The sequence below is a fragment of the Gemmatirosa kalamazoonensis genome, from assembly GCF_000522985.1.
In the GTDB taxonomy this organism is placed as follows: Bacteria; Gemmatimonadota; Gemmatimonadetes; order Gemmatimonadales; family Gemmatimonadaceae; genus Gemmatirosa; species Gemmatirosa kalamazoonensis.
Genome location: NZ_CP007128.1, coordinates 3,678,843 through 3,700,798, shown reverse-complemented (window position 1 = coordinate 3,700,798; position 21,956 = coordinate 3,678,843). Strand labels below are relative to the sequence as shown.

Below are 21,956 nucleotides of genomic sequence, written 5' to 3'. Positions count from 1 at the left end.
GGTCAGTCTCCGGCGCTGGCCGACTCGTCGGCCGACGCCTGACCCGATTCGTCTTCCTCCTCCGTGGTCAGCTCGTCGATGATGCCGATGAGCCGATCGGCCTCCTGCGGCGCGATGCCGGGAAGGCGGAGGAAGTCGTCCCGCTCCAAATCAATGATATCGTTCAACGTACGGTAGCCGGCATCCTCGAGAACGGCCACGATCGCCGGATCGATCCCCGCGATGTCGCCCAGCCGGACGTCGGGCACTTCCTCCTCGACCTCGGGCGCGCCGAACAGCCGCTCCTCGCCGCCCTTCTCCAGCCACTCGCGGCTGGAGTAGAGATCGATCTTCCAGCCGGTGAGCTCCGACGCCAGGCGCACGTTCTGGCCGTTGCGCCCGATCGCGAGCGAGAGCTGGTCGTCGTCGACGATGGCCTGGATCGTACGCGACCCGGCGTCGCTGAACACGCGGGCGACCTTCGCCGGCGCGAGCGCGAGCTTCGCGAACCGCTCCGGATCGGCCGACCAGGGGACGATGTCGATGCGCTCGCCCCCGAGCTCGTTCACGACGGCCTGCACGCGAGCGCCCTTCAGCCCGACGCACGCGCCGACCGGATCGACCGAGTCGTCGCGCGAGAAGACGGCGATCTTGGTGCGGCTGCCGACCTCACGGGCGGCTGCGCGGATCTCCACGATGTTCTGCTGGATCTCGGGGACCTCGAGCCGGAACAACGCCTGCACGAAAAGCGCGTCGGAACGGCTCAGGATGAGGCGCGGGCCCTTCGGCGTGTCCTCTACGCGCTTCAGCACCGCGCGGATCGGCTCGCCCTGGTGGTAGTGCTCGCGGTGGTTCTGCTCGCGGTACGGGATGATGGCCTCCGCCTCGCGGAAGCGATTCAGCATCACGACCAGCTTGCCGCGCTCGATCTGCTGCACCTCGCCGGAGAGCAGCTCGCCGACCTTCGTCGAGAACTCGTCCTTGATGCGGGTGCGCTCGCCCTCGCGGACGCGCTGGATGATGCGCTGCTTCGCCGCCTGCACGGCGGCGCGCCCGAACTCCGCGAACTCGACCGGCCGCTCCAGGATGTCGCCGACCTGGAACTCCTCGTCCTCGAAGCGCGCCTCGTCGAGCGAGATCTCACGCGCCGCATCGGTGACCTCGGCGACGACGGTATAGAGCAGCGTGATGCGGATCTGCCCGGTCTCGTCGTCGATGTCCACCTCGGCGTTGACCGTGGGCCCGTACTTCTTCGCGAGGGCCGCGAGGATCCCGTCCTGGAGCAGCCCCTGGAGCTCGGCCCGGTCGAGCTGCTTCGCGTTCGTCAGCTCGCGCAGGGCGTTGAGAATGTCAGGCGATGCAACCATCCAAGACTCCTTTACCGATTCTTCCAGTGGAACGCCAGGCGGGCCTGCGTGACGTCGACGAGCGGGAGCCGGTGCTCCGTCCCCCGCTCGTCCCGCACGACCGCGATCTCCCCACCCGGCTCGCCTTCGACCGACACGATGTGCACCTCGGCCTTGCCGCCGGGCAACGGCCCCGCGGTCACGACCGCGGGCTGCCCGACGAACCGCCGCCAGTCGGCGGCGTGCCGGAGCGGCCGCTCCACCCCCGGCGACGACACCTCGAGGACGTACCGATCGCCCGCCACCCGCGTGGCGTCGAGCCGTGATTCGATCGCCCGCGACACCTGCGCGCAGTCGTCGACGGCCAGCGCGCTTCCGTCGCGCCGCTCGATTCGCACCTCCAGCACCGGACGCGTCCGACTGCCCCGCCGTCGGAGCTCGACGAGGTCGAACCCAAGCGAGTCAAGTTCAGTCGTGACAAGGTCTTCCAGTGCGTCAGCCACTCCCGTTTCAGTCCCTCACGGCAACAAAAAAATGTGGGGAACCTCCCCCACATTCAACCGCGCGGCCCTCTGCCGCGGCACACAATGATTAAGGTAGAGGCCCGGTAGCCCAGGGTCAACCCGACCGCGGAGCGTACAAGACGCCGACCTGGCGTCCGGGGTCGCCGGCGCGGTGCGAGAAGAAGCGCTCGTTGTCGCACCGCGTGCACGGTGCCTCTGGCCGCACGTCGCGCACGCCGAGGGCACGCGCCTGGTCGGCGATGATCGCGCGGAGGTCCACCGGCGTCGGCGCCGCGACCTCGCGGCCGGTGAGCCGACGGTGCACGTCGGGGCTCACCTCGTAGCAGCGGCCGCAGATCGCGGCGCCCATCGCGACGCGCAACTCCGACGCGGGCAGGCCGTGCGCCGCGAGCAGCCGCACCGCCTCGGCGACGATGTTCGCCTCCGTGCCGCGCCAACCGGAGTGCAGCAGCGCCGTGGCGCCCGACGGGTGGGCGACGAACACGGGGACGCAGTCGGCGACCGAGACCGCGAGCGCGGTGCCCCGCTCCGGCGCGAGATGCCCGTCGGCCGCGGGGCCGCGCAGCCAGCCGACCCACGCGCCGTCGTGGACGAGCACGCGCGCCCCGTGCACCTGGCGCGCGGTCACCAGCCGGCCGACGTCCGGGTCGCCGAACAGATGCGCGCGGAGCGCATCCCACCGTCCGAGCACCGCGGCCGCCGGCTCGTCGCTCGACGTCGAGAACGTGCCGGCGTCGCGCGTCGTGACGAGCGCGCGGATCCCCCAGTCGTCGAACGCGTCGAGCGACGCGTACGGGCCGGCCGCGAGCGCGCTGCTCGTCACCCGTGGCGCCGCTCGTCGACGCGCTCGATGCTCGCGCCGAGCGCCTTGAGCCGCTCGTCGATGCGCTCGTAGCCGCGCTCGATCTGCGAGACGTTGTTGATGACGCTCGTTCCCTCGGCGCACAGCGCGGCCAGCAGCATCGCCATGCCGGCGCGGATGTCGGGCGACTCGAGCACCGACGCGCGCAGCTTCGACGGCCCGGCGACGAGCGCGCGGTGCGGATCGCAGAGCACGATCCGCGCGCCCATGCCAATCAGCTTGTCGACGAAGAACATGCGCGACTCGAACATCTTCTCGTGCATCATCACGATGCCGTCGCACTGCGTGGCCGTGACGATGGCGATGGACATGACGTCGGCCGGGAACGCGGGCCACGGCTGATCGCTGATCGTGGGGATGTGGCCGCCGAGGTCCGACTGGATCTTCCGCGACTGTCGCTCGGGGATCACGAGATCGTCGCCGTCGACCTCGCACTCGATGCCGAGCCGCTCGAAACCCATCAGCGTCGACTTCAGGTGCTCGACGCCCGCGCTCTCGATGCGCAGATGCGACTGCGTGACGGCGGCGAGGCCAATGAACGAGCCGACCTCGATGTGATCGGGCCCGATGCGGTGCGTCGTGCCGTGCAGCGGCTGGCCGCCGTACACGGTCATCTGGTTCGACCCGATGCCGTCGATGCGGGCGCCCATCGACATCAGGAAGCGCGCGAGGTCCTGCACGTGCGGCTCGCTCGCGGCGTTGCGCAGCACGGTCGTGCCCTTCGCCATCACCGCGGCCATGAGCGCGTTCTCGGTGCCGGTGACGCTCGGCTCGTCGAGGAACACCTCCGCGCCGCGCAGCTCGGACGCCTCGATCTCGAACACGTCGGAGAGCGAGAACTTCGCGCCGAGCTGCTCGAGCGCGAGGAAGTGGGTATCGAGTCGACGCCGTCCGATCACGTCGCCGCCCGGTGGCGGGAGCACGATGCGGCCCGCGCGGCCGAGCAGCGGTCCGGCGAGCAGGATCGAGCCGCGGATCTTGCGCGACAGGTCGCGATCGAGCTCCGCGGGCACGACCTGCTTCGCGTGGATCCGCAGCGTGTTGCGCCCGTCCCAGTCGATCGACACGCCGAGCGACCGGACGAGCTCGACCAACGTCTCGATGTCCCGGATGCGCGGGACGTTCTCGAGCACGACCGGCTGGTCGGTGAGGAGCGCGCCGGCGACGATGGGCAGCGCGGCGTTCTTGTTCCCCGAGGGACGGATCGAGCCGGAGAGCTTGCGCCCTCCCTCGACGACGAACTGCACGGCGTGACTGGCTGGCATTGTGGCTGATGGGCGACCCACGTTCGTTTCTTGACACCTCTACAGAGCCCGAGATAGATAGCCGGCGACGGCGCTCGGCTGTACCGTGCGCCGCGTGCTCGTGGCCGCCACGGTTGGGCCTGGCCCCTGGTTTGCACGCGTCCGGGCCGCACCCGCGTGCTCCACCGACTCCCGCGCCTCATGATCTCTCCCGACGCGACGCTCGCCCATGTGGGCGCCTGGCTACTGGCGCAGGTCGCGACGCTGCCGGACACGATCGTGACGAAGCAGGCCCCGGTGCCGATCGGCTGGTTCGACCAGGTCGGTCAGTACCTGCGGGCCGCGATGACGCTTGCGATTCTCGTGCTCACGGTCGCGGTCGTGCCCGCCGCGTGGAACTTCCGGAAGAGCTATCAGAAGATCAGCGATCTGCTCGACCGCGTGTATGCGGACGTGAACCCGATCACGCACCACGCGAGCCGCATCGCGGAGAACATCGACTACGTGACGACGGCCCTGCGCGCCGACGTGCAGCGCGCGAGCGCGACGCTCACCGACGCGAACACGCGCCTGCAGGAAGCCATCCGCAACGCCGAGTCGCGAGCGCGAGACTTCGATGCGCTGCTCGCCGTCGTGCAGGACGAGACCGAGGGCGCGTTCGTGTCGACCGCGTCGACGATGCGGGGCGTGCGGACCGGGATGGAGACGCTGCGCGACGCGCTGCAGCTCACGCTGCGCGACGTGAAGCGGGCGGCGCTGGAGTCGCCGGTGCAGACCGAGGTCGCACGTGCGCGCGCGCGCGCGGCGACGCGGAGCTCGACGACGTGGCGCGCGACCTCGCCGCGGTGGACGTGCGGTACACGCCGCCGTCCGGAACGCCGACGGTCGGATCGCCGAACGAGCCGGCCGGACCGGCGACGTTCGGCGCGTTCGACGAGATCGTCGACGACGAGGTGGAGGAGCCGGTGTTCGAGGACGACATCTCGGCCGAGACCGAGGGCCTGTACGAGGAGGAACCCGAGCATGGAGAGCGGAGCCAGCAAGCGGGGGGGAGTCGCGGCCGGAGCGGCCGCGCGTCCGCCCGAGGCGAGGAGACGACGCGTAACGAGCCGCGCGAGTCGAACGCGACCGGTACGGCGAGCGACGACGACACGAACGCGCTGCTCGGCGCGGCGTTGATCGGTGCGGCGATCGGCGCGGGGCTCGGGCTGCTGGCCAGCCGCGCGTTCGAAGGGGACGCGATGAGCGTGGTGATGCGCTCCGCGCGCAAGCGGGTGAAGCGCGGCGTCCGCAGCGGCCGCAAGGCTGCGTCGGCCGCGGGCTCCGCGGCGGGCGAGGCGCTCGGCGACGCGCGCGACGCGGTCGGCCACTTCGCCGAGCGAGCGCGCGACTCGTTCGAGAGCGCGCTGCAGCGCGAGGTGCGGCAGCTTCGCAAGGCCGCGCGCCGCCGGCGTCGCCGGCTGGCCTTCTGGCGGTGACGCCGCGCGACCGCCGGCTGCCGCCGGCGGTCGCGATCCTCGGCGGCGCGCTCGGGTGCGTCGTCGCGGCGTGCGTGCTGGTGGCACTGCTCCCGAGCACCGCGCACGCGTGGACGCCCGGCACGCACGTCTTCCTCGGCGAGGCGGTGCTCCGCTCGCTCGACCTCGTGCCGCAGGCGATCGCGGATCTGCTGCGCGCGTTCCCGTACGACTTCCTGTACGGATCGATCGCCGCCGACACGAGCATCGCGAAGAAGTACGTGCCGACGGGACGCCACTGCCACTCGTGGAACGTCGGACAGGAGATCGCGGAGCAGGCCGACGACGAGCCGTTGCGCGCGTTCGCGCTCGGGTATCAGGCACACCTCGCCGCGGACGCCGTCGCGCACAACTACTTCGTGCCGCGGCAGCTCGCGGTGACCGCCAGCACGGCGTCGTTAGGCCACAGCTACTGGGAGAGCCGGTTCGAGACGCACCTCGGCGACCGGTGCAGCCGACGCGCGCGGGAGCTGATCATGCTGGACCACGCGCGCTCGGACGATCATCTCGACCGCATCCTGAGCCCGACGATTTTCAGCACATCGACGAACCGTCGGATCTTCCGCGGGATGGTGCACGTGGCCGACAGCGAGTCGTGGCAGCGGATCTTCTCGCTGATGACGGAGAACAGCCGCTGGGACCTCACCGATGCCGAGGTCGAGCAGCATCTCATGCGCTCGTTCGACTTCGTGATCGACTGGCTGCGGCGTGGCGAGCGCTCGGAGCCGTACCGCCTCGACCCGAGCGGCGACGAGCCGCTGACGACGGCGAAGCGCGTGCGCCGCGCCGCGCTGCGACGCGGTGGCAGCACGCTGGTGCGCGACGAGGCGGAGCGCCGCTTCGGCCTCCCCGCCTCGTCGCTGCGCTTCGCCGCCGAGCTGTCGATGCCGCTGTTCCTCCGGTCGCGCGTGCCGGCCGAGTCGCCTAACGGCAACTAGCGCACGCGTTCGGCGAGCAGGGCGTTCACGCGCTTCGGGTCCGCGCTGCCGCCGGACTTCTTCATCACGAAGCCGACGAGCGGCCCCTGGAGCTTGCGATCGCCGCCGGCGAAGCGCTCGGCCTCCGCGGGGTGCTCGGCGAACACCTCGTCGACCCACGCCCGCAGCTTCGCATCGTCGGTGACCTTCAGCAGCCCCTCGCGCTCGGCGATCTTCTGCGGCTCCACGCCGGTGCGGACCATCAGCACGAAGATCTGCGCGCCGGCGGAGTGGCTCACGACGTCGTCGCGGATCATGTCGAGCAACGCGGCGAGGTCGGCGGGGCGCACCTGGAGCTGGAACTCCTCGATGGTGTGCCCCGTCTCGTTCAGCACCTTCAGCACGTCGCGCATCACCCAGTGCGCCGCCGTCTTCGCGTCGCCGTGGATGCGCGCCACGCTCTCGAAGTACGTCGAGACGCCGCGGTCGGCGGCGAGCACGCCGACCTCCGCGGGGCCGAGGCCGTAGGCCTCCTTCAGCCGCTCGCGGTGCGCGGCGGGCAGCTCGGGGAGCTCGTCGCGGCGCGCCTCGATCCACTCGCGCGTGAGAATCAGCGGCGGGAGATCCGGCTCCGGGAAGTAGCGATAGTCGTGGCTCCCTTCCTTGCTGCGCGCCGGACGCGTCTCGCCGCGCTTGTCGTCCCACAGCATCGTCTGCTGCTCGACGGCGCCGCCCGACGCGATCAGAGCGCACTGCCGCACGAACTCCGCCTCCAGCGCGCGCTCGACGCCGGCGAAGGAGTTCATGTTCTTGATCTCGGTCTTCGTGCCGAGCCCCGTGTCGCCCCGCCGCCGAACGCTGATGTTCGCGTCCACGCGCAGCGAGCCCTCCTCCATGTTCGCGTCGCTCGCGCCGACGTACTCGATGATCTGCTTCAGCGATCGCAGGTACGCGCCCGCTTCCGCGGACGAGCGCATGTCCGGCTCGCTCACGATCTCGATGAGCGGCACGCCGGTGCGATTCAGGTCGATGGCGGTCCCGCCGGGGAAGCGGTCGTGCAGCGACTTGCCGGCATCCTCCTCCATGTGCACGCGGTGCACGCCGACGTTCAGCGGCGCGCCGTCGGGCGTCTCCCCGATCTGCACCTTGCCGCCGGTGGCCAGCGGCCGGTCGTACTGCGTGATCTGGTAGCCCTTCGGCAGATCCGGGTAGAAGTAGTTCTTGCGCGCGAACACCGAGATCTCGTGCACGTCGCAGCCCAGCGCGAGCGCGGCGCGCGTCGCGAGCACCACGGCCTCGTAGTTCAGCACCGGCAGCGTACCCGGAAGGCCGAGGCACACGGGGCACGTGTTCGCGTTCGGCTCGGCGCCGAAGTTCGTGGAGCAGTTGCAGAAGATCTTCGTGCGCGTGGCGAGCTGCACGTGCACCTCGAGGCCGACGACCATCTCGTACGTCTCGGCCCACGATGCGGACCTGCTCGGCGCGGTCGCGGTCATCGCATGCTCTCCGCATGCATCGCGCGCTCGAGCGCGTACGCGGCACGGAACATCAGCGCCTCACCGAAGTGCGGCGCGATGAGCTGCGCGCCGACGGGCATCCCGTCCACGCGACCCGCGGGCACGCTCATCGCCGGCACGCCCGCGAGGTTCGCCGTCACCGTGAAGACGTCGTTGAGGTACATCTCGTACGGATCGGTCACCGCGCCGAGCCGGAACGCCGGCGTCGGTGTCGTGGGCGTGAGCAGCAGGTCCACCGTGTCGAACACCTGCGAGAAGTCGCGCGCGATGAGCGCGCGCACCTCCTGCGCGCGGCGGTAGTACGCGTCGTAGTAGCCCGCCGAGAGCACGTACGTGCCGATGAGGATGCGGCGCGTGACCTCGGCGCCGAAGCCCTCCGAGCGCGTGCGCTCGTACATGTCGCGCAGCCCGTCGCTCGCCACGCGCCGACCGAACCGCACGCCATCGTAGCGCGCGAGATTGCTCGACGCTTCGGCCGGTGCGAGGACGTAGTACACGGGGATCGCGAGCGACGTGTGCGGCAGCGACACCGACTCCACGCGCGCGCCGGCGATCTTCAGGAGCTCCACCGCGTGGTCGATGCGCTCCTTCAGGCGCGCGTCGAGCGTGTCGGGGAAATACTCCTTCGGCAGCCCGATGCGCACGTCGCGCAGCGGCAGACCGTCGGAGACGCGCGCGCCGCCACCGCGGTACGACGGCACTGGCGTGTCGGTGCTCGTGGCGTCGAGCGGATCGAGGCCGGCGACCACCTCGAGCGCGAGCGCTGCGTCGTCCACCGTGCGCCCGAACACGCCGACCTGGTCGAGCGACGACGCGAACGCCACCAGCCCGCTCCGGCTCACGCGGCCGTACGTCGGCTTCACGCCGACGACGCCGCAGAACGCCGCCGGCTGCCTAACGGAACCGCCGGTCTCCGAGCCCAACGCGATGCGCACCGCCCCCGCCGCGACCGCGGCCGCCGACCCGCCCGACGAGCCGCCCGGCACGCGCGACGGATCGAGCGGGTTGCGCGCCGGTCCGTACGCGCTGTGCTCGGTGGAGGAGCCCATCCCGAACTCGTCCATGTTCGTCTTGCCGACGACGACGGCGCCCGCCTCGCGCAGTCGCGTCACGACCGTCGCCTCGTACGGGCTCACGTACCCCTCGAGGATCCGCGAGCCGCACGTCGTCGGCAGATCGACCGTGGCGATGTTGTCCTTCACCATCACCGGCACGCCGGCGAGACGACGCGGCGTCACGTCCGACCCGTCGCCGCGTGCGGCGTCGAGCGCGTCCGCGTCGGCGACGGCCGCGTCGTCGTCCGACCAGAGCACCGCGTTCAGACCGTCGCGACCGAGCTGCGCCTCGCTCGCGCGCGCAATGCTCGCGCGCACGACGTCCGCCGCCGCCACGCGACCGGTGGACACGAGCGTCGCGAGCTGCGCGATCGGCGTCGCCAGGAGATCCGCGTTGGTCACGCCTCGTCCTCCACCACCGCCTCCGCTTCCGTCTGCCCGACGTCGACGTGCGTCGCGAGGCGCGGCACGAGGAAGAACCCGTCGCGCGGATCGGGCGCGAACTCGTCGCGGCCACGCGCGAGCGGGTAGGGCTCACCTTCGTCCGCGCGCAGCCGCATGCCGCCGGCACCGACGCCGAGCACCGGATCGACGTCGCTCGTGTCGACGCCGGAGAGCACCTCCATGTGCGCGAGGATGCCGTTCAGCTCCGCGAGCAGCGCCGGGACGCGCTCGGGCGCGAGGCCGAGGCGCGCGAGCGACGCGATGTGGCGGAGGTCCTGCTCGGAGACGCTCACGTCAGTCCCACTCCCGTTCGAGGTTCGCCTGGGCGACGACGAGCGTCTTGCGACCGATCGTCTCGTCGTCGAAGTCGATGCGCACCTTCGCGTCGCGCCCGGCGCCGGAGATCTCGGCGATGGTACCCGCGCCGAACTTGCGGTGCCTAACGCGCGCGCCCGGCACGAGCATCGCGGCGTCCTGCGATTCCTCGGACGGGTCGGGCGTGGCCGGGGTGGAACGCCGCGCGCCGCCTGCGGGGAACGACACCGGCGCGCCGGGGCGACGCGAGGCGGCGCGATCGGTCCACGACGACGTCTGCTCGTCGGTGTCGTCCCACGCGCGCTCTCGACGCCCGCCGCCCCACCGCGAGCCCGCGTCACGTCCGCCGCCGCGCCGCCCACCGCCGAAGTCGGAGAGGAACGCGCGGCCCGAGCTGCGCGCCTTCATCGTCATGCGCCGCTCGACGAGGCCGTCGGGGATGCCGTCGAGGAAGCCGGATGGGCGCGACTGCATCCGCTCGCCGTTGCGCAGCCGCTGCTCGGCGTGCGTGAGCACGAGCTTCTCCTCGGCGCGGGTGATGCCGACGTAGAACAGCCGCCGCTCCTCCTCGAGCTGGGCGGGCTCGTCGTACGCGCGCGCGAGCGGGAACAGGCCGTCCTCGAGCCCCGTGATGAACACGACGGGGAACTCGAGCCCCTTCGCGTTGTGCATCGTCATGAGCGTCACGGCGTCGGCGTTCGCGTCGAGCGCATCGACGCCGGCGACGAGCGTGGCCTTCTGGAGGAAGTGGTCCAACGGCGTCAGTCCCACCTCCCCACCCTCGTCGGCGACCGTCTCGGCGGCGCCGTCGATGAGCGACTGCACGTTCAGCTCGCGGTCCTTCCAGTCCGGCCCCTCGGCCTTCAGGTGGTCGCCGTACTTCAGCGCGGCCACGAGGTCGCGCAGCAGCTCGTCGACGCTCGCCTCGGCCGCCGAGGCGCGCAGCCGGTCCACGAGCGCGATGAACTCGGCGAGCGCCGTGCGGGCCGCGGGGCGCAGCGACGACACGACGTCGGGCCGGCGCGCGGCCTCGAGCAGCGGCACGCGCTCGCGCTCCGCGATGCCGGCGAGCATGTCGACCGACGTGTCGCCGATGCCGCGCTTCGGCACGTTGACCACGCGTCGGAACGCCTCGTTGTCCGCCGGGTTCGCGACGAGCTTGAGGTACGCCATGAGGTCGCGGATCTCCCGCCGATCGTAGAACCGCACCGCCCCGACGAGCCGGTACGGGAACCCGCGCTTGCGCAACGCTTCCTCGAGCGAGCGGCTCTGTGCGTTCGTGCGATAGAGGATCGCGAAGTCGCGCAGGAGGCGGTGCTCGGTCGCGCGGCGTGTGGAGATCTCCTCGATGACGTAGTCGGCCTCGTCGCGATCGTCGAGGGCGCCGACGAGCGACACGCGCTCGCCGGGCGCGCGCGTGGCGCGCAGCGTCTTGCCGAGCCGCTCCTTGTTCTCGACGATCACGACGTTGGCCAACTCGAGCACGTTAGGCGTCGAGCGGTAGTTCTCCTCCAGCCGCACGACCTTCGCGTCGGGCCACGTCTTCGTGAAGTCGAGAATGTTCCGGATGTCCGCGCCTCGCCACCCGTACACGCTCTGATCCTCGTCACCGACCACCATCACGTTCCCGCTCTCGCCGCCGAGCAGCCTGACGAACTCGAACTGCGCGCGGTTCGTGTCCTGATACTCGTCGACGAGGATGTAGCGGAACCGCTTGCGGTACTGCTCCAGCACGTGCGCGTTCTCGCGGAGGATCTGCACGGGGAGGATCAGCAGGTCGTCGAAGCTGACCGCGTTCGCCTGCCGCATCGCCGGCTCGAGATCCTTGAACACGAGCGACACCGTCTTCGCGAACGGATCCTTCGCGAGGCCGTCGTACTCGCTCGCCGGCACGAGCTGGTTCTTCGCGTCCGAGATCGCCGACGCGACCGACTTCGGCGACGTATCCTTCGGCGACACGCCGTGCCGCTCCAGCAGCCGCTTGATCGCGCCGGTCGTGTCGTCCTCGTCGTAGATCGTGAAGCTCGGCGTGCGCCCGACGGAGTGCGCGTGCGCGCGGAGCATCCGCGCGCCGATGGCGTGGAACGTCCCGACCCACATGCCGACCGGCGCGTAGCCGAGCAGCCGCGCGATGCGCTCGCGCATCTCGCCGGCGGCCTTGTTGGTGAACGTCACGGCGAGGATCTGCGACGGGTCGACGCCGTGGTGCTCGACGAGACGCGCGATGCGCGTCGTGAGCACGCGGGTCTTCCCCGATCCGGCGCCGGCGAGGACGAGCGCGGGACCGTCCACGTGCAGCACGGCGTCGCGCTGCGCCGGGTTCAGACCGTCGAGCGGATCGCGGCGCGGCGCGCCGGCGTGACCCGCGGGAGTGCTGGGGTGCGACATCAGCGCAAGATAACGTCGAAGGCCGCGCCGCGTTCGGTGGGCGCGAGCACGAGCTTTCCGCCGTGGTTCTCCTCGACGATGCGCCGCGCGAGCGACAGGCCGATGCCCCACCCGCGCTCCTTCGTGCTGTACCCCGCGTCGAAGATGCGTCGCCGCAGCTCGCGCGGCACGCCGGGGCCGTCGTCGGCGACACGCACGCGCGTGGTCCCGTCCGCGAGCGACTCCGCGCACAGCTCGATGCGGCCGCCGCGTCCGGCGAGCGCGTCGACGGCGTTCTTCGTCAGCGCCTCGATGACCCACTCCAGCAGCACGGCGTCGCCCTTCACCGTGAGGGGTTCGGCCGGCGCCTTCACGTCGATCGTGACGGTGTGCGCGCGCGTCGGCACGCGGGCGCGGAAGTACTTCGCCATGCGCTCCACGAGCGCGACGACGTCGACCGGCTCGCGCCGCGGCGGACGGCCGATGCGCTCGAAGCGGTGCGCGACGCGCTCCAGTCGCTCGAGGTCGGCCTTCATGTTGTTCACCGCCGACTTCAGCATCGGGTCGGCGCGCGTGCCCTGATCCTCCACCTCGTCGTCGAGCAGCGCGATCCATCCGCTGATGCTCGACAACGGCGTGCCGAGCTGGTGCGCCGACTCGCGCGCCATGCCGGCCCACACGTGCTCGCGTTCGGCGCGGGCGCGGATGAGCAGCGCGTAGAGCCCGACGCCGACGATCGCCATGATCGCGAACGCCTGCAGCAGCGGCACGTAGCGCAGCCCGCGTACGAGCTTGCTGTCGCCGTAGTACAAGCGACCGACGCCGGGCTCCTCGATCGGCGTGTTCTGTCGTGCGAGCACCGGCATGAGCGCGCGGATGTCCGCGTCGCTGATGTTGTTGTTCCGCAGCTTGCTGCGCGCCACCGAGAGGTTGGTGTACCCCTGGATGCCGCCATCGGACCCCGTGACGATCATCGGGATCCCGGCGGACTGCTCCTCCACGATGATGGAGAACAGCGCGGCGAGCAGCCGCCCCTCGCGGTCCGTCGTCGACGTGTCGAGCACCGCGCGGTACGTCTGCGCGTAGATGCGTCCCTGCCGCTCCGCCTCGCGCCGCAGCTCCTGCACGACGCTCTGGGTGTACATGACGTACCAGCCCAGCATCGCCGTGACGCCGAGCGCCACCAGCAGCATCGGCGCGCGACGGCGCATGCGTCGCTAGCGCGCCGCCGGCCGCAGCGCGTCGTCCCCGACGTACGGGTGCAGCGGCTCGGGCAGCGGCACGGTGCCGTCGGCCTGCTGGTAGTGCTCCAGGAGCGAGGCGACGATGCGCGGGAACGCGAGCGCCGAGCCGTTCAGCGTGTGCACGAAGCGCGGCTTCTCTCCGGGCGCGGGACGGTAGCGGATGTTCGCGCGCCGCGCCTGGAAGTCGCCGAACGTGCTGCAGCTCGACACCTCGAGCCAGCTTCCGACGCCCGGCGCGAACACCTCCAGGTCGTACGTCTTCGCGCTCGAGAAGCCCGTGTCGCCGGCGGCGAGCAGCTTCACGCGATACGGCAGCCCGAGTCGGCGGAGCAGCGTCTCCGCGTGCCCCGTGAGGATCTCGAGCTGGTTCGCCGCGTCCTCCGGCGTCGCGTAGCGCACGAGCTCCACCTTGTCGAACTGGTGCATGCGCTGGATGCCGCGCGTGTCCTTCCCGGCCGAGCCGGCCTCGCGACGGAAGCACGGCGTGTACGCCGTGAACGCCATGGGCAGCTGCGCCGCGTCGAGCAGCTCGTCACGGTATAGGTTCGTGACCGGGACCTCGGCCGTCGGGATGAGGAACAGGTCGTCGCCGCGCACGGCGTACGCGTCGTCCTCGAACTTCGGCAGCTGTCCCGTGCCCGTCATCGACGCGCGGTTCACGAGCGCGGGCGCCCATACCTCCTCGTAGCCGTGCTCGCGCGCGTGCGTGTCGAGGAAGAAGTTCATGAGCGCGCGCACGAGCCGCGCCCCGCGGCCGCGGTAGAACACGAAGCCCGAGCCGCTCACCTTCGCGCCGCGCTCGAGGTCGAACAGGCCTAACGCCTGGCCGATCTCCCAGTGCGGCCGGAGCCCGTCCGTCGCGCGCGGCTCGCCCCACGTCCGCACGACGACGTTGCACTCCTCGCCGCCCGACGGCACGTCGGGGAGCGGGATGTTAGGCAGCTCGAGCAGCGCGGCGTCCAGCTCCTGCTCCGCGGCCGCGCGGCGCGCGTCCATCGCCGCGATCTCCTCGCCGAGGGCGCGCCCGCGCGCGATCAGCGCCTCGGCGTCCTCGCCGGCACGCTTGCGCTTGGCCACCTCCTGGCTCGTCGCGTTGCGCTCGGCCTTGCGCTCCTCGACCGCGGCGATGAGCGACCGCCGCTCGCGCTCGAGCGTCTCGACCCGGTCGAGGAGGGGGCCCGCGCCGTCGAGCGCCTCGCGGCGCCGCAGCGCGTCGCGCAGCAGCTCGGGGCGTTCGCGAACGAGCTTCAGGTCGTGCATGAGGTGCGGTGGCGGGGGCTCAGGACGAGGGGAGGCCCGGCTCGAGCGAGCGGAACCCGCAGTTCTGGTCGACGCGCGCCCGCATGTAGATCACCTGTGACCCGTTCGCGGGCCGGATGCTGTCGACGACGAGCTTCGCGTACATCGGCACCGTCGTGGCGCACGCCGCCGAGAGCGGCCCCGCGCCCTGCGTCTGCACGGCGACGACCTGTCCCGGCGTGACGACCGTCGCCGAGTCGAACTGGTAGCCGCTGTTCGGCGCCCGGGTCAGCGCGTCGAACGTCGTGTTCGCGATGATCTGCATGCCCGTCGTGAGCGACACGCCCTGCGGCGCGACGACGAGCTTCGGCGGCAGCAGGCGCACCTTGCCGCTCGCGTCGAGGTCGACCGCGACGTCGAAGTTGAGCGACAGGTTCGTGCGGACGATCGGGCGCACGCTCGACAGGCCGTACAGGCTGATCGCGGCCGGCAGCGTCGCCGGCGCCGTCGTCAGCGGATAGACCTGATACGTGACGGCCGCCGTCTCGAACGCGGCGACCGGCGCGAACGGGTCCGTGCCGCCGCACGCCGTCAGTGCGAGTCCGGCGAACGCGACCGCCGCGACCGACCGCAGTGCGCGCGGCGCGGCGGTGGGCGTGGCGGGACGGCGAGAAGGAAGGAGCGGCATCGAACTCGTTCGGGCGTTTGAAGATGCGAGTCAGCTGCGAACAATACCCGGCGGCCGGGACGACTTCAACCGACCGTCGACCACGCCTGCTACCCCACTGCGCCAGCCCCGATCGGCGTGACATCGTGCGCACGTTGCTTGACGGCTGCAGACCCGGTCCTGTAAGGTTCGCGCTTTCGCGCTGCCGCTTCCCGCGCCCCGTTCGATGTCCGCGATCCGCGACCTGCTCACCGCTCTTCGAGGGCGCCCCGGCGTCGACGCCGCGATCGTGGTCGGACGCGATGGCCTCGTCATCGACGACGAATCCCGGGACGGCGTCGACCGCGAGCGCATCGCGGCGCATGCGCCGGCCCTGCTCACCGCCGGCGACGACGTCGGCGCCGCCGCGAACCGCGGCGCGCTGGTCACGCTCGTGCTCGAGCACGAGCGCGGCGGTCTCGCGATCCTCTCGGTGCTGTCTCGCGACGCGTCGCTGCTCGTCCTGCTCGATCCGTCCGCCGACGCGGGCCCGCTGCTGCAGGAGCTGCGGCGCGAGCGCGCCCGGCTCGCGTCACTCGTCTGACCCCAGGCCGCCTCCCGTGACCCCCATCGACCCCTCTTCCGGCACCTCGTCGGAGTGGCATCGCGTCCCGCTCGCCGCGCCCAGCTCGCGCGGCGGTGACGACGTCGGTCGCCCGGCGAGCGATCGTCCCGTGCCGCTGCAGTCGGAGCTCGCCGCCGACCTGCCGGCCCCGGAGACGCAGCTGCGGCACGTGCTCGTCGCCGACGACGAGCCACACATCGGGCGCATCATCCAGATGAAGCTGGAGCAGGGGCCGTTTCGCGTGACGCTCGCCTACGACGGCCGCCAGGCGCTCGACGCGCTCGAGCGCGAGGGCGACGTGGACCTCGTGCTGCTCGACCTCATGATGCCGGAGCTGAGTGGGCTCGACGTGCTCGCCCAGATCCGCAACGACGAGCGGTATCGCGACCTGCCGTGCATCATCCTCACCGCCGCTGGCCAGGAGCAGCAGTACCGGCAGGCGATGGCCCTCGGCGCCACCGACTTCATGACCAAGCCGTTCAGCCCGAAGAAGCTGTACGCGCGCGCCGCGGAGCTGGCGGGCGTCAGCGACGAGACCACGCGCGATAGATGACGGCACGGAGCACATCGCCGGAGTCGCTCTGGGCGGTCGTGCTCGCGGGAGGCGTCGGATCGCGGTTCTGGCCGATGAGCACCCCGCAGCGCCCGAAGCAGCTGCTGCCGCTGGTCGACGACCAGCCCCTGCTCGTGAACACGCTGGACCGCCTCCGCCCGCTCGTTCCGCCGGCGCGGACGCTCGTGCTCACGAACGCGTCGCTGCGCGCGCCGATCCTCGCGCTCGTCCCCGACCTGCCGCCGGACAACGTCGTCGCCGAGCCGAAGCCGGCCGGCACCGCCGCCGCGCTCGCGTGGGCGGCGAAGCTCGTGGCCGAGCGCGGCGGCCCGGACGCCGTGATGCTGTGCGTCCACGCCGACTGGGCGGTCGGCGACCCGGGCACGTTCCGCGACACGCTCCGCCGCGCCGCCGACGCCGCCGTCGCGCACCGCAGCCTCGTCACGGTCGGCGTGGTGCCGACGCGCGACGATCCGGGTTTCGGCTACATCCAGCCGGGCGACGAGATCGAGCCCGGCGTGCGCCGCGTGGCGCGGTTCGTCGAGAAGCCCGACCGCAGCCGCGCCGCGCGCATGCGGGCCGAGGGATTCCTGTGGAACTCGGGGATCTTCGTCTGGCGCGCCGGCGACTTCCTCGACGAGGTCGACGCGCTCTGCCCCGAGGTCGCGCCCGCGCTGAAGGCCGCGGGCGACGATCTCCAGCGATTCTTCGACGACGTCACGCCGGTCGCGGTCGACGTCGGCGTCATGGAGCGGAGCCGACGCGTGCTCGTGCTGCCCGGCGACTTCGCGTGGGACGACGTCGGCACGTGGGGCGCGCTCGGCCGAGTCCGGCGCCACGACGAGGCCGGCAACGCGACGACGGGGCGGACGCATCTGCTCGACGCGCGGCGCAACGTCGTGCACGCGGAGGGGAACGCCGTCGTCCTGTACGGTGTAGACGACCTCGTCGTCGTGTCCGGCGACGGGCTCACGCTCGTCACGACCGTGGAGCGCTCGAGCGACCTGAAGTCGCTCATCGATTCACTTCCCGACGACCTCCGCCAGCGGCGCTGAGCCGCGCCGGCCGCTCGCCCTCCCTCCTCGCGCTGTGCCCCCCCTCATTCTCTACGACGACCACGTCGCGCGCGGCTTCGAGCCGTTCGCGCTCACCCGTCCCGTCTCCGAGCTGCGCGCCGGCGCGCAGCTGATCCGTCGGCGGTGGGAGCGCGCGCTCGGCCTGCGCGCGGAGGGGTTCGTCGCCGGGGCGCACCTCGCCGAGTTCGACGACCCGGGCACGCCGCCTGCCGCGACGGGCGTGCTTCCGACGGGAACCGTCGTCGCCAACGCGCGCGCCGTCGTCGCGATCGCGCGTGTCGACGCGGGCGCCGACGTGTGGACGTGCGGCGGGCGCGTCGCGGCCGTGCGGCTGCGCGAGCCGCTTCCCGTCGACCGGCTCGCCGACGGCGCGCTGGAGCTCGGCGCTCTCGCGGCTGGGGACTCGGCGCGTCGCGTCGAGACCGGCGGGCGCTGGATCGACGCGGTCTGGGATCTCGTCGGTCAGCTCGACGTGCAGCTCAAGGAGGACATCCCTGCGCTCGCCGCGATGCTCGACTGCGTGCCGCACGACGGCACGGTGTTAGGCACCGGCGCGGTGTACGTCGAGCGCGGCGCGACCATCGAGCCGTTCGTCGTGCTCGACACGACCTCGGGGCCGATCCTCGTGCGCGACGGCGCCACGGTGCAGAGCTTCACGCGCATCATCGGCCCGTGCTACATCGGCGAGGGCTCCACCGTCGTGGCCGACCGCATCAGCGGCTGCTCCATCGGGCACGTGTGCAAGATCCACGGCGAGATCAGCGCGACGATCGTCCTCGGCCACTCCAACAAGGGGCACGACGGGTTCGTCGGGCACTCGTACCTCGGCCGCTGGGTGAACCTCGGCGCCGGCACGACGACGAGCAATCTGAAGAACACGTACGGCCACGTGGCGCTGTGGACGCCGGCGGGCGTGCGCGACACCGGACTGCAGTTCCTCGGCACGCTGTTCGGCGACCACGCGAAGACGGGCATCGGCCTGCGCCTCACGACCGGCACGGTGCTCGGCGCGGGATCCAACGTGTGGGACGGCATGCCGCCGAAGGTGACGCCGCCGTTCGCGTGGGGCGGCGGCGCCCCGTATGATGCATACGACGTGGAGAAGTTCATCCAGGTGACCGAGCGCGCGATGGCGCGGCGACACGTGACGCTGAGCGACCGGTCGCGCGCGCAGCTGCGTGCGGCGGCGCGCGTGGCGTCGGAGGGGTGCGCGGCGGGCCGCTACGCGCCTAACGGCGGCCGGAGCTGACGCGATGCGCCTGTGGATGCTCGGCAGCGGCAGCAAGGGGAACGCGGTGCTCGTCGAGAGCGGCGACACGCGTGTGCTCGTCGACGCCGGATTCTCGGCGCGCCGGCTCGCCGAGCGGCTGACGGCGATCGGCATCGCGCCGGCGTCGGTGCAGGCGCTGCTGCTCACGCACGAGCACAGTGACCACGTCTCCGCCGTGCAGCGCGCCGTGAAGCGGTGGAAGTGGCCCGTGCACGCCACCGAGGGCACGCTGCGGGGCGCAGGCGAGCTGCTGGAGGGCGCGTCGACGCACGTGATCGCGCGCGGCGTGCCGTTCACGGTGGGCGACCTGCGGATCGAGCCGTTCGGCACCTCGCACGACGCGGCCGATCCGGTCGGCTTCGTCGCCACGTCCGTGTGCTCGGGCGCCCGCACGGCGGTCGTCACGGACCTCGGCTGCGTGACCGACGAGGTGCGCACCGCCGTCCAGCGCGTCGACGTGCTGGTGCTCGAGTCGAATCACGACGAGGGGCTGCTGGAGTCGGGGCCGTACCCCTGGCACCTGAAGCGGCGCGTTGGCGGCAAGCACGGGCACCTCAGCAACCGCGCGGCGGGCGAGCTCTCGATGCACTGCCTGCACAAGGGGCTGAAGCAGATCGTCCTCGCGCACCTCAGCGAGACGAACAACTCGCCGGCGGTCGCCCACGAGTCGATGCAGCGCGTGCTGCGCCGCACGCGCTACAAGGGCGAGCTGGCCGTCGCGCCGCAGCACGGCGTCGTGGGGCCGTTCGGCGATGGCGGCGGCCCCGGGGGACAGCTCACGCTGTTCTGAGCGTTCGCGCGACGAATCCGCGAGGAACGCGGGAAGAACGCTGGAGGGCACGCGGCGGCTACGCCGCCCGTACGGGGCTTCCGAAGGTTTGGGTCCAGCTGCTCACCCCCGCTGATCCCCAACCGCCCGGAGGCCCCATGTCCAGCTCACTGCGCCGGTCCCGCCTCGTCGTTCCCACCGCCATCGCCCTCGCCGTCGCGGCGGCCTGCTGCGACGACCCGTACACCGGCCCCGCGTCGCACCTCACGCCGCCGGTTACCGTGGCTTACGAGCCCGAGGTCACGATGTTCGTCGGCGACACCGTGAACATCGGTGATTTCATCCTCCTCGCCGACGGCGGTACGGCGTCGTGCGTGTCGGGCGACGAGACGATCGCCACCGTGCACGGCGTGGTCGACATCGTCGGCGAGGCCGCCGGCGAGGTCTCCATGCACTGCACGCGTACGCTCATCACCGGCGACCCGTCGAGCGACGAGACGGAGCTCGATCAGCGGTTCTACGACTACGACGTGCACGTGCGGGTGCGCGTGCGCGAGACCGCCGACGACCCGGCGCTGTGGTGGGATGGCGTGATGCTCCCCCGCTCGCGGTGAGGCGTCCGCGTCACCGACACCGTCGCCGTCATCGGCACCGCGCATCGAAGTCGACGGCGATCGTCACCCCGATCCATCCGGAGGCGCTCATGCCCCGCACCATCGTTCATCGCGCGCTCGGCCTCGTCGTCCTCGTCGCCGGCTTCACGCTCGCTGCCTGCGGCGACTCGTTCACCGCGCCGCCGCAGCAGGGGTCCGCCGCGACCCCGACCGACGAGACCGAGATCGCGCTGTTCGTCGGCGACACGCTCGACCTGGGCGTCTACATGGCGCTCGCCGTGGGCGACGTCGGCTCGTGCACGTCCGACGCGCCGGCGGTCGCCGAAGTCACCACCAGCGTCCGGATCGTCGCCGGGCGGCCGGGCGACGCGCGGCTGCGCTGCACCCGGACCGTCTTCAGCGAGCCCGGCTCCGAGCTGTCGGGTCGCGACGGCCAGTCGACGGAGCGGGAGTACTTCCACTACGCGATGCGGGTGCGCGTGCTCGACCGCGACGCGTCGGGCGGCTCGGCCCCCGCCGGCAGCGACGAGCCGACCACGGGAGAGCTCCCGTAGCCGGCGACGTCGCCGCCCGAACGATGGGTGGGGCGCGGGCCTAACGGCTCGCGCCCCCCGCGCTCAGTGGCACTCCGCGTCGAACTTCGTCACCTGGAGCGACGGGTAGCCCGACGCGTCGAACGTCATATGCAGGACCTCGTGCGCGACGATGTTCCCCGTCGCGCCGGCGCTTGTGACGTTGAAGTTGTAGGTCAGGTAGTACCCATCGAGCGCGGCCGCGGCGGTCCAGTCGTACTTCTCCTCGGTCGTGCCCGACGCGCGGTACGTGTCGCCGGTGACGAGGCCGACGCCCGTGACGCCCTGCGCGTTGACGTGCAGTCGCAGCGTCAGGTCACCGGTCGCGTTCGACGAGAGCTGCATGGACGCGTGCTCGACGCCGCTCATGGGGATGATCTCCCAGCCGGCGCGCGAGCACGGGATCCGGACGGGCATCTGAACGGGCACGCTGATGTCGTTGTACGTCCGGCTCTCGCCGGCGGCGGCGGTCGCGAGGGACGGCGACGACGAGGCGAGACGGGGGGCGGACGGCGCGTCGGCGCACGCCGCGGCAGCGAGGCAGAGGGTGGCGCGCAGCACCACGTTCACGAGAGAGCGATGCAACGGACGGTTCTCCGAGTAGAAGTGTGCGGTGCATGCCGGTCGGCGGCACCGGCGACCCGGATGCGGATCGCGACGCGATGATGCGACGCGACGGCCGCGGCGTCATGTCCCACGTTGTTGGGGAGTCGCGCGCGCCCGCCGTGCTGGCGTTCGACGCGCGCGGCCGCCTGCTGCATCACAGCGCGTCGGCGACGGCGCTGCTCGCCACGCTGCTCACCGCCGACGTCGACGAGCGCCGCGCCGAGGAGCGCCGCGCCGACGAGCCGCCGACGGTGGCGCACGTGGTTCACGCGCTCGGCGGCGAGCACGCGCGCGTCGTGCACGGGCGTGACGGACGGACCTATCAGCTCCACGTGCTCGCGGCGGCATCGCCGGCCGACGATCCCGACGCGCCGCGCACGTTCGTCGTCATCGACCGCACGAGCGACGACGACGGCGCGCACGTCGCGTCGGTCGCGCGACGCTTCGGCTTCTCGCCCCGCGAGCGCGAGATCCTCCGCGGCGTCGCACGCGGCGACGCGACGAAGGCGATCGCCGCGGCGCTCGGCCTCTCGATGCACACGGTGCAGGAGTACGTCGGGCGCGCGTGCCGCAAGGCGGGCGTGCGCACGCGGCGCGAGCTCGTCGCGCGGCTGATCGAGCACGGGTAGCGTGAACGACGAAGGGGCGGGAGCCC

The 21,956-nt window shown here is 71.9% G+C and carries 22 protein-coding genes; 10 read left to right on the top strand and 12 right to left on the bottom strand.

Annotation, left to right across the window (positions count from 1 at the left end; all coding sequences use genetic code 11):
* Positions 1–2 precede the first annotated feature (2 nt).
* The 4 genes from nusA to murA form a co-directional block, all read right to left on the bottom strand.
* Positions 3–1,346 (bottom strand): transcription termination factor NusA, encoded by a 1,344-nt coding sequence (gene nusA / locus J421_RS15995; RefSeq protein WP_025412190.1) that lies wholly within the window; start codon positions 1,344–1,346, stop codon positions 3–5.
* An 11-nt stretch (positions 1,347–1,357) separates the two neighbouring features.
* Entirely contained in the window at positions 1,358–1,828 is a 471-nt protein-coding gene (locus tag J421_RS15990) for a ribosome maturation factor RimP (RefSeq protein ID WP_104022697.1), read from the bottom strand.
* Between the two features lie 115 nt (positions 1,829–1,943).
* Positions 1,944–2,672 (bottom strand): purine nucleoside phosphorylase YfiH/LACC1 family protein, encoded by a 729-nt coding sequence (locus J421_RS15985; protein ID WP_025412188.1) that lies wholly within the window; start codon positions 2,670–2,672, stop codon positions 1,944–1,946.
* Entirely contained in the window at positions 2,669–3,976 is a 1,308-nt protein-coding gene (murA, locus tag J421_RS15980; protein WP_025412187.1) for a UDP-N-acetylglucosamine 1-carboxyvinyltransferase, read from the bottom strand. Before murA ends, J421_RS15985 begins: the two co-directional genes overlap by 4 nt.
* 803 nt (positions 3,977–4,779) lie before the next feature.
* Here murA and J421_RS15970 point away from each other — a divergent pair.
* On the top strand, positions 4,780–5,433 hold the full coding sequence (locus J421_RS15970; RefSeq protein WP_025412185.1) for a hypothetical protein: 654 nt from the start codon (positions 4,780–4,782) through the stop codon (positions 5,431–5,433).
* Entirely contained in the window at positions 5,430–6,410 is a 981-nt protein-coding gene (locus tag J421_RS15965) for a zinc dependent phospholipase C family protein (protein WP_025412184.1), read from the top strand. The genes J421_RS15970 and J421_RS15965 overlap by 4 nt, the downstream gene beginning before the upstream one ends.
* Here J421_RS15965 and gatB read toward each other — a convergent pair.
* The 7 genes from gatB to J421_RS15930 are packed head-to-tail and all read right to left on the bottom strand — an operon-like array spanning position 6,407 to position 15,258.
* Positions 6,407–7,885 carry an Asp-tRNA(Asn)/Glu-tRNA(Gln) amidotransferase subunit GatB gene (gene gatB, locus J421_RS15960; RefSeq protein ID WP_025412183.1) on the bottom strand — a complete coding sequence of 493 codons (1,479 nt, stop codon included), beginning with the start codon at positions 7,883–7,885 and terminating at the stop codon, positions 6,407–6,409. The genes J421_RS15965 and gatB overlap by 4 nt on opposite strands.
* On the bottom strand, positions 7,882–9,363 hold the full coding sequence (gene gatA / locus J421_RS15955; protein WP_025412182.1) for an Asp-tRNA(Asn)/Glu-tRNA(Gln) amidotransferase subunit GatA: 1,482 nt from the start codon (positions 9,361–9,363) through the stop codon (positions 7,882–7,884). Before gatA ends, gatB begins: the two co-directional genes overlap by 4 nt.
* Positions 9,360–9,698, bottom strand: coding sequence for an Asp-tRNA(Asn)/Glu-tRNA(Gln) amidotransferase subunit GatC (gene gatC, locus J421_RS32830; protein WP_025412181.1), 339 nt, complete (start codon positions 9,696–9,698; stop codon positions 9,360–9,362). Before gatC ends, gatA begins: the two co-directional genes overlap by 4 nt.
* Position 9,699: 1 nt before the next feature.
* Positions 9,700–12,108, bottom strand: a complete 2,409-nt coding sequence (locus J421_RS15945; protein ID WP_025412180.1) for an ATP-dependent helicase — start codon at positions 12,106–12,108, stop codon at positions 9,700–9,702.
* A complete protein-coding gene (locus tag J421_RS15940; protein ID WP_025412179.1) occupies positions 12,108–13,298 on the bottom strand; it encodes a sensor histidine kinase in 1,191 nt (396 codons plus the stop codon). Before J421_RS15940 ends, J421_RS15945 begins: the two co-directional genes overlap by 1 nt.
* 6 nt (positions 13,299–13,304) lie before the next feature.
* Complete coding sequence (gene serS / locus J421_RS15935; RefSeq protein ID WP_025412178.1) at positions 13,305–14,591, bottom strand: serine--tRNA ligase; 1,287 nt, start codon at positions 14,589–14,591, stop codon at positions 13,305–13,307.
* 19 nt (positions 14,592–14,610) lie between these two features.
* A complete protein-coding gene (locus tag J421_RS15930; protein WP_025412177.1) occupies positions 14,611–15,258 on the bottom strand; it encodes a hypothetical protein in 648 nt (215 codons plus the stop codon).
* Positions 15,259–15,463: 205 nt separating this feature from the next.
* Between J421_RS15930 and J421_RS15925 the strand changes: the two genes are divergently transcribed.
* The 7 genes from J421_RS15925 (at position 15,464) to J421_RS15895 (ending at position 20,677) form a co-directional block, all read left to right on the top strand.
* Positions 15,464–15,820, top strand: a complete 357-nt coding sequence (locus J421_RS15925; RefSeq protein ID WP_025412176.1) for a roadblock/LC7 domain-containing protein — start codon at positions 15,464–15,466, stop codon at positions 15,818–15,820.
* Between the two features lie 16 nt (positions 15,821–15,836).
* On the top strand, positions 15,837–16,394 hold the full coding sequence (locus J421_RS15920; protein ID WP_104022694.1) for a response regulator: 558 nt from the start codon (positions 15,837–15,839) through the stop codon (positions 16,392–16,394).
* Complete coding sequence (locus tag J421_RS15915) at positions 16,391–17,449, top strand: mannose-1-phosphate guanylyltransferase (protein ID WP_025412174.1); 1,059 nt, start codon at positions 16,391–16,393, stop codon at positions 17,447–17,449. The genes J421_RS15920 and J421_RS15915 overlap by 4 nt, the downstream gene beginning before the upstream one ends.
* A gap of 34 nt (positions 17,450–17,483) precedes the next feature.
* On the top strand, positions 17,484–18,719 hold the full coding sequence (locus J421_RS15910; RefSeq protein WP_025412173.1) for a putative sugar nucleotidyl transferase: 1,236 nt from the start codon (positions 17,484–17,486) through the stop codon (positions 18,717–18,719).
* Positions 18,720–18,723: 4 nt separating this feature from the next.
* The gene (locus J421_RS15905) at positions 18,724–19,530 is read left to right on the top strand and encodes an MBL fold metallo-hydrolase (RefSeq protein WP_025412172.1); all 807 of its coding nucleotides are present in this window, start codon (positions 18,724–18,726) and stop codon (positions 19,528–19,530) included.
* A gap of 137 nt (positions 19,531–19,667) precedes the next feature.
* On the top strand, positions 19,668–20,123 hold the full coding sequence (locus J421_RS15900; RefSeq protein ID WP_025412171.1) for a hypothetical protein: 456 nt from the start codon (positions 19,668–19,670) through the stop codon (positions 20,121–20,123).
* A gap of 89 nt (positions 20,124–20,212) precedes the next feature.
* Positions 20,213–20,677 (top strand): hypothetical protein, encoded by a 465-nt coding sequence (locus tag J421_RS15895; protein ID WP_025412170.1) that lies wholly within the window; start codon positions 20,213–20,215, stop codon positions 20,675–20,677.
* 63 nt (positions 20,678–20,740) lie between these two features.
* Here the strand turns inward: J421_RS15895 and J421_RS15890 are convergent, their stop codons facing one another.
* On the bottom strand, positions 20,741–21,280 hold the full coding sequence (locus J421_RS15890) for a hypothetical protein (protein WP_148306354.1): 540 nt from the start codon (positions 21,278–21,280) through the stop codon (positions 20,741–20,743).
* 32 nt (positions 21,281–21,312) lie between these two features.
* On the opposite strand from J421_RS15890, the gene J421_RS15885 reads away from it, so the two are divergent.
* Entirely contained in the window at positions 21,313–21,930 is a 618-nt protein-coding gene (locus J421_RS15885) for a helix-turn-helix transcriptional regulator (protein ID WP_025412168.1), read from the top strand.
* Positions 21,931–21,956: the final 26 nt, after the last annotated feature.

Bases quoted from the DNA above. Each gene is read 5' to 3' on its own strand.
- nusA (WP_025412190.1), bottom strand. From the start codon at position 1,346: ATGGTTGCATCGCCTGACATTCTCAACGCCCTGCGCGAGCTGACGAAC.
- murA (WP_025412187.1), bottom strand. From the start codon at position 3,976: ATGCCAGCCAGTCACGCCGTGCAGTTCGTCGTCGAGGGAGGGCGCAAG.
- gatB (WP_025412183.1), bottom strand. From the start codon at position 7,885: ATGACCGCGACCGCGCCGAGCAGGTCCGCATCGTGGGCCGAGACGTAC.
- J421_RS15945 (WP_025412180.1), bottom strand. From the start codon at position 12,108: ATGTCGCACCCCAGCACTCCCGCGGGTCACGCCGGCGCGCCGCGCCGC.
- J421_RS15940 (WP_025412179.1), bottom strand. From the start codon at position 13,298: ATGCGCCGTCGCGCGCCGATGCTGCTGGTGGCGCTCGGCGTCACGGCG.
- serS (WP_025412178.1), bottom strand. From the start codon at position 14,591: ATGCACGACCTGAAGCTCGTTCGCGAACGCCCCGAGCTGCTGCGCGAC.
- J421_RS15930 (WP_025412177.1), bottom strand. From the start codon at position 15,258: ATGCCGCTCCTTCCTTCTCGCCGTCCCGCCACGCCCACCGCCGCGCCG.
- J421_RS15925 (WP_025412176.1), top strand. From the start codon at position 15,464: ATGTCCGCGATCCGCGACCTGCTCACCGCTCTTCGAGGGCGCCCCGGC.
- J421_RS15915 (WP_025412174.1), top strand. From the start codon at position 16,391: ATGACGGCACGGAGCACATCGCCGGAGTCGCTCTGGGCGGTCGTGCTC.
- J421_RS15905 (WP_025412172.1), top strand. From the start codon at position 18,724: ATGCGCCTGTGGATGCTCGGCAGCGGCAGCAAGGGGAACGCGGTGCTC.
- J421_RS15900 (WP_025412171.1), top strand. From the start codon at position 19,668: ATGTCCAGCTCACTGCGCCGGTCCCGCCTCGTCGTTCCCACCGCCATC.
- J421_RS15895 (WP_025412170.1), top strand. From the start codon at position 20,213: ATGCCCCGCACCATCGTTCATCGCGCGCTCGGCCTCGTCGTCCTCGTC.
- J421_RS15885 (WP_025412168.1), top strand. From the start codon at position 21,313: ATGCCGGTCGGCGGCACCGGCGACCCGGATGCGGATCGCGACGCGATG.